Genomic DNA, 5,628 nt, shown 5'->3' with positions numbered 1-5,628 from the left:
GCGCAGCGCCCGGCGGGCTCCACGGCACCGGCTTGACCGGCATGTTCGGCTTCATCTTCTGGAAGCCGTCCACCACCACCTGTTCGCCCGGCTTGAGGCCGTCGAGGACGACCCAGCTGCCGGCCTGCGCGTTGCCCAGCTTCACCTGGCGCGGCGCCGGCTTGCCGTCCGGCGCCACCACCGTCACGGTGTCGCCCTGCGGCGTGCGCGTCACGGCCTGCTGCGGCAGCAGCATGGCGTTGCCGGCCTTGGCCTGCTCCAGCCGCACCCGCACGTACATGCCGGGCAGCAGCATGCCGCCGGGATTGGGCACCTCGGCGCGCACCGTCACCTGGCCGGTGCCGGCATCGACCGTCAGGTCGGCGAACAGCAGCTTGCCGGGCTGCGCGTGCACGCTGCCGTCCTCCAGCACCACCTGCACAAGCGCGCCCTCGGGACCGGTGCGCTTGAGCTGGCCCTGCTGCAGCGCGCGGCGCAGCCGGAGCACGTCGCCGGACGACTGGGTGAAGTTCACGTACAGCGGATCGATCTGCTGAACCACCGCCAGCGGCGTGGCCTCGCCCTGGCCGACCAGCGCGCCCTCGGTCACCAGCGAGCGGCCGATGCGCCCGGAGATCGGTGCGGTGACGGCCGCATAGCCCAGGTTGATCTGCGCCGTGCGCACGTTGGCGCGCGCCGCCGCCACGTCGGCCTCGGCGGACTTCTGCGCCGACACCGCGTTGACGTAATCCTGCTTGCTGATGGCATTGGCCTCCACCAGCGGCTTGTAGCGCTGGGCCAGCGCGGCCGCCTGCCCCAGGTTGGCCTCGGCGCGCGCCAGCTGCGCCTGCGCACCGGATTGCGCGGCGGCATAGGACGAGGGATCGATGCGGAACAGCACCTGGCCGGCCTTCACGTCGCTGCCCTCGCGGAACAGCCTCTGCAGCACGATGCCCGCGGCGCGGGCGCGCACCTGCGCCGCGCGCGAGGCCTCCAGCCGGCCCGGCAGCTCGGTCACCAAGCCGATATCGCCCGATTGCACGGTGATGACGCCCACTTCGGGCGGCGGCTGCGAGGCGCCCGCACCGGAGGCCGGGGTAGCGCTGCCGCCGCCTCCCTGGCCGCAGCCGGCCAGGAGCAGGATCGCGAACAGCCATGCGGCAACGGTCGGCGGAGTGACGGCCATGATGAATCTGTGTGGGGGAGGGAAAGGCGAAGTATATACATGCAAGGTTGCATGTATATTCGCCCTCCATGGCACGCCGCACCAAGGAGGACGCCCTCGCCACCCGCAGCAGGCTGCTGGATGCGGCCGAGCGGGTGTTCCTTGCCCAGGGCGTGGCCGGCACTTCGCTCAACGACATCGCGCTGGCCGCGGGCACCACGCGCGGCGCGATCTACTGGCACTTCAAGGACAAGGCCGACCTGTTCAACGCCATGATGGACCGGGTGGTTCTGCCGCTGCAAAGCGCGCTGGCCCACGTGGACGCCGCGCGCGGCGACGACCCGCTGCCCGCGCTCAAGCACGCGGTGCGCCTGGCCTTTCGCAACACGGTGGCCGACCCGCAGACCCGCCGCGTGTTCGAGATCGCCACCCACAAGGTCGAATACGTGGACAGCCTGTGCGCCGTGCGCGAGCGCCATTTGCGGGTGCGCGCGCAGTGGATCGAGGGCTTCCGCGCGGTGCTGCGCAGGGCGGCGTCGCGTCAGGGCAAGGCGTTGCCGGTGCCGGCCGCCGTCGCCGCGCAAGGCCTGCAGGCGCTGGTGGACGGGCTGATCCAGAACTGGCTGCTGGACCCCGCGGCGTTCAACCTGGAGCGCAGCGGGGGGAAGGCGGTGGAGACCTACCTGCGGGGGCTGGGGCTGGATTAGCCGCTACCGGCTGTCCGCGATGTGCGCAAGCAATCCGGTCTGCCCCACCGCGACGTGGCTGGCCAGCACGTGGCCGTCCGGGTAGTCGCCGCCGTTCTGCGCCCGAAAGGGAATCGGCACGTCCTCGAACAGGCCTTCCACGCGCGCGCGCCACGCCGCATTTTCGCGCGCGACGTCCTCCGCGCCCAGGCGCACCGCCCCGTAGGTGGCGAACGTCGGCAGCACGTCGAAGCCGGGGAAGTACAGCGAACCATGCGTGACGGGAAACAGCAGCTGGTCCAGCGGGCCGTTGATTCCGCGCGGCGCATAGTCCCGGGCCGGGCCGCCAACCGCAACTGCCAGCATGGCGCGCTTGCCCTTGAAGATGCCGTCGCCGTAGCGGTATTGATTGCCCGCATCCTTGTAGCCGTACGCGAAGCCGTAGGCCCAGACGCGGTCGATCCAGCCTTTCATGATGGCCGGCATGCCGTACCACCACAGCGGAAACTGCAGGATCAGCGCATCGGCGGCCAGCAGCTTGCGCTGTTCGGCGGCGACGTCGGCGGTCTGCGTGCCGCCGGCATAGGCGTGGCCCGATTCCTCGATGAACGACAGGCGTTGCGGGTTGGCACGCGCGGGGAAGTCGCGTTCGTCGAACACGGCTTTCCAGCCCATGCCGTACAGGTCGGACTCCAGCACGGTATGTCCTTGCCCGCGCAGCGTCTGCACCGATACGTCGACCAGGGTGCGCGTGAACGCCGTGGGTTCGGGATGCGCGTGGACGACCAGGACCGTTTTCTTCTGCATGAATTCGCTCTCCATCGGGTGTTGGATGGAAAGTCTGGCGCGCAACCTGCCATTTGTGAAATCACAAATTCATTTTGCTACCATCCATGACATGGATACCAGCCGCCTCGACCTCAACCTGCTCGCCACGCTGGAAGCCTTGCTGATGGAGCAGAACGTGACCAGGGCGGCAGCGCGGCTGCACCTGAGCCAGCCGGCTGTCAGCGCCCAGCTGAGCCGCCTGCGCGACGTGTTCGACGACCCGCTGCTGATTCCCGCGCAGCGCGGCATGACGCCCACGGCCAAGGCGCTGGACCTGCTGGCGCCGCTGCGCCAGGCGCTGGACCAGGTGCGCGCCACCGTCGCCACGCACCGCAACTTCGACCCTGCGACGGCGAAGCTGACCGTCTCCATCGCCTGCACCGACTACCTGCAGGCGGCCCTCGCCATGCCGTTGGTGCTGCACCTGCGCGGCAAGGCACCCGGCGTGCGCGTGGCGCTGCGCAACCTGGATCTGCCGCAGCTGGCAGCGCAGATGGCGCGCGGCGACGTGGACCTGGCGCTGATGACGCCGCAGGATGCGCCGCCAGGCCTGCGCGCGCGGCACCTGTTCGACGAGCGCTACGTGTTGATCGGCCGGCGCGGCCATCCACGCCTGAAGCGCGGCATCACGGTGGAGGCGTTCGCGCGGCTGGAGCACGTGGTGGTGTCGCTGCGCGGCGGCGACTTCGCCACGCCGGTGGACACGGCGCTGGCGGCACTCGGGCACCGCCGCAACGTGGTGCTGTCCGCTGCGTCGTTCCTGCTGGTGCCGCAGATCGTGGCGCAGTCCGACTTCGTGGCGCTGGTGCCGCGCCGGCTGGTGCAGGGCCGCGCGGACACGCTCAAGCTGGTCGAGCCGCCCTTCCCGGTGGAGGGCTTCGCCGTCGGCATGGTGTGGCACGAGCGCAGCCACGGGCATGCGGGGCAGCGGTGGGTACGGGAAACGCTTGTTGCGCAGAGCCAGTTTCACCAGCGGCGCTAAAGCATTCGCGCAGCGCGCTAAGCAAATGCCTGATGGGCGCGGGCCGTGCACCTTGCAGCATTGCCGGACGTGCTTGCACAGATCAAGCCGACGAGGAGACAACTGATGGGACTCAAACGCCGCACCCTGCTGGCTGCCGCCGGCGCCTGCACGCTCGCCGGGCCCGCGCTGGCGCAAAAATCCGCGCCGGGCAAGGCGGACTTCAAGCTCAGATTCGCCAACAACCTGCCCCCCTCCCACCCGTTGAACCAACGGGCGCGGGAGATGGCCCTGGCCGTGCGCAACGACACGCAGGGCAGGCTGGAGATCGAGATTTTCCCCAACAGCGAACTCGGTCCCGATACGGAGATGATCAGCCAGCTGCGATCGGGCACCATCGACTTCTTCACTTTGTCCGGGTTGATCCTGTCATCCCAGGTGCCGGCCGCCGCCATCACCGGGCTGGGCTTCGCGTTTCCCAACTACGACACGGTGTGGAGCGCGGTGGACGGCGATCTCGGCGCCTACATTCGCGCCGAGATCGCGGCCAAGGGTGACCTGCTCGCGATGGACAATATCTGGGACAACGGGTTCCGCCAGATCACCTCGTCCGCGCGGCCGATCCAGAGCGCGGCCGACCTGCGCAACATGAAGCTGCGCGTGCCGGTGTCGCCGATGTGGACTTCGATGTTCAAGGCGCTGGACGCCGTGCCCGCCTCTCTGAATTTCAGCGAGGTCTACCGCGCGCTGGAGGCGCGCACCGTGGATGGCCAGGAGAACCCGCTGGCGGTGATCGACAGCGCCAAACTGTACGAGGTGCAGAAGTACTGCTCGCTGACTTACCACATGTGGGACGGCTTCTGGTTCCTGGCGAACCGAGCCTCGTGGATGCGGCTGCCTGAAGACATGCGCAGCATCCTTGCGCGCCGCATCAATGCGGCGGCGACCGCGCAACGCACCGACGTCGCGATCCTGAATGCCACCTTGCTGAAGGTGCTGAAGGAAAAGGGCATGGTCTTCAATCAGCCCGATCCCGAGAGCTTCCGCAAGCGCATCCGGCAGGCAGGCTTCTATACCGATTGGAAAGCCAGGTTCGGCGACAAGGCGTGGGCGCTTCTGGAACGCTCCACCGGCGGACTGGCCTAACTCAGCGCCCGGCACCGCGGCGCATGCCGCGGTGCGCCTCCGGCAAGCCCAAGGGGCAGGCGCCTCAACGGGCGCGGTCTTTTGAGCGTGCAGGTGTAATCCCACACGCCGCAGCGCTTGAAACCGACAAAAATGCCCCTATCATTAGCACTCGCCGGAGTTGAGTGCTAACAGCCAAGCTGGTCATGCCCTCCTCCTAAGTTAATGAGCGCTAACTTTGTTGGCGCTTTTTGATGCCCCAGTTTCAGTTCAAGGAGATGCAATGAAACTTCGCCCCCTGCACGATCGCGTGATCGTCAAGCGCCTGGAAAACGAGACCAAGACCGCTTCCGGCATCGTGATCCCCGAAAACGCCGCCGAAAAGCCCGACCAGGGTGAAGTGCTGGCTGTCGGCCCGGGCCGCAAGAACGACAAGGGCGACCTGATCGTCCCGAACGTGAAGACCGGCGACCGCGTGCTGTTCGGCAAGTACAGCGGTCAGACCGTGAAGGTCGATGGCGACGAACTGCTGGTCATGAAGGAAGACGACCTGTTCGCAGTCGTCGAGCGCTAAGCCCTTCCATCCCCATTCACTGAATTCCGGAGTTAACCAACATGGCAGCAAAAGACGTAATTTTCGGCGGCGACGCCCGCGCGCGCATGGTCGAGGGTGTGAACATCCTGGCCAACGCGGTGAAGGTCACCCTGGGCCCCAAGGGCCGCAACGTGGTGCTCGAGCGCTCCTTCGGCGCCCCCACGGTCACCAAGGACGGCGTGTCCGTGGCCAAGGAAATCGAGCTGAAGGACAAGCTGCAGAACATGGGCGCGCAGATGGTCAAGGAAGTCGCTTCCAAGACCAGCGACATCGCCGGTGACGGCACCAC

7 protein-coding genes are annotated in these 5,628 nt (G+C 67.8%); 5 read left to right on the top strand and 2 right to left on the bottom strand.

Features of this window, described 5'->3' with window-relative positions:
* On the bottom strand, nt 1-1,165 hold a 1,165-nt coding region (locus H0U68_RS11550; protein WP_296355687.1), incomplete at its 3' end, for an efflux RND transporter periplasmic adaptor subunit.
* A gap of 68 nt (nt 1,166-1,233) precedes the next feature.
* On the opposite strand from H0U68_RS11550, the gene H0U68_RS11545 reads away from it, so the two are divergent.
* Entirely contained in the window at nt 1,234-1,851 is a 618-nt protein-coding gene (locus H0U68_RS11545) for a TetR family transcriptional regulator (protein WP_296355685.1), read from the top strand.
* Between the two features lie 3 nt (nt 1,852-1,854).
* Here H0U68_RS11545 and H0U68_RS11540 read toward each other — a convergent pair whose 3' ends face one another.
* A complete protein-coding gene (locus H0U68_RS11540; RefSeq protein ID WP_296355683.1) occupies nt 1,855-2,637 on the bottom strand; it encodes an NAD(P)H-dependent oxidoreductase in 783 nt (260 codons plus the stop codon).
* 91 nt (nt 2,638-2,728) lie between these two features.
* Between H0U68_RS11540 and H0U68_RS11535 the strand changes: the two genes are divergently transcribed.
* From H0U68_RS11535 to H0U68_RS11520, 4 genes are all read left to right on the top strand, one after another.
* Nucleotides 2,729-3,640, top strand: a complete 912-nt coding sequence (locus tag H0U68_RS11535) for a LysR family transcriptional regulator (protein ID WP_296355681.1) — start codon at nt 2,729-2,731, stop codon at nt 3,638-3,640.
* Between the two features lie 105 nt (nt 3,641-3,745).
* Entirely contained in the window at nt 3,746-4,765 is a 1,020-nt protein-coding gene (locus H0U68_RS11530) for a TRAP transporter substrate-binding protein (protein ID WP_296355678.1), read from the top strand.
* Between the two features lie 262 nt (nt 4,766-5,027).
* Nucleotides 5,028-5,318 (top strand): co-chaperone GroES, encoded by a 291-nt coding sequence (locus H0U68_RS11525; protein ID WP_296355676.1) that lies wholly within the window; start codon nt 5,028-5,030, stop codon nt 5,316-5,318.
* A 41-nt stretch (nt 5,319-5,359) separates the two neighbouring features.
* The coding region (locus tag H0U68_RS11520; RefSeq protein WP_296355674.1) for a TCP-1/cpn60 chaperonin family protein at nt 5,360-5,628 on the top strand (269 nt) is incomplete at its 3' end.

This window comes from Ramlibacter sp. (assembly GCF_013697775.1).
Lineage (GTDB): Bacteria > Pseudomonadota > Gammaproteobacteria > Burkholderiales > Burkholderiaceae_C > Ramlibacter.
Note: the sequence above shows the minus strand (reverse complement) of the source record. Positions and strands in the feature narration are given on the sequence as shown.

Coding starts and splice junctions, on each gene's coding strand:
- H0U68_RS11545 (WP_296355685.1), top strand. CDS start 1,234: ATGGCACGCCGCACCAAGGAGGACGCCCTCGCCACCCGCAGCAGGCTG.
- H0U68_RS11540 (WP_296355683.1), bottom strand. CDS start 2,637: ATGCAGAAGAAAACGGTCCTGGTCGTCCACGCGCATCCCGAACCCACG.
- H0U68_RS11535 (WP_296355681.1), top strand. CDS start 2,729: ATGGATACCAGCCGCCTCGACCTCAACCTGCTCGCCACGCTGGAAGCC.
- H0U68_RS11530 (WP_296355678.1), top strand. CDS start 3,746: ATGGGACTCAAACGCCGCACCCTGCTGGCTGCCGCCGGCGCCTGCACG.
- H0U68_RS11525 (WP_296355676.1), top strand. CDS start 5,028: ATGAAACTTCGCCCCCTGCACGATCGCGTGATCGTCAAGCGCCTGGAA.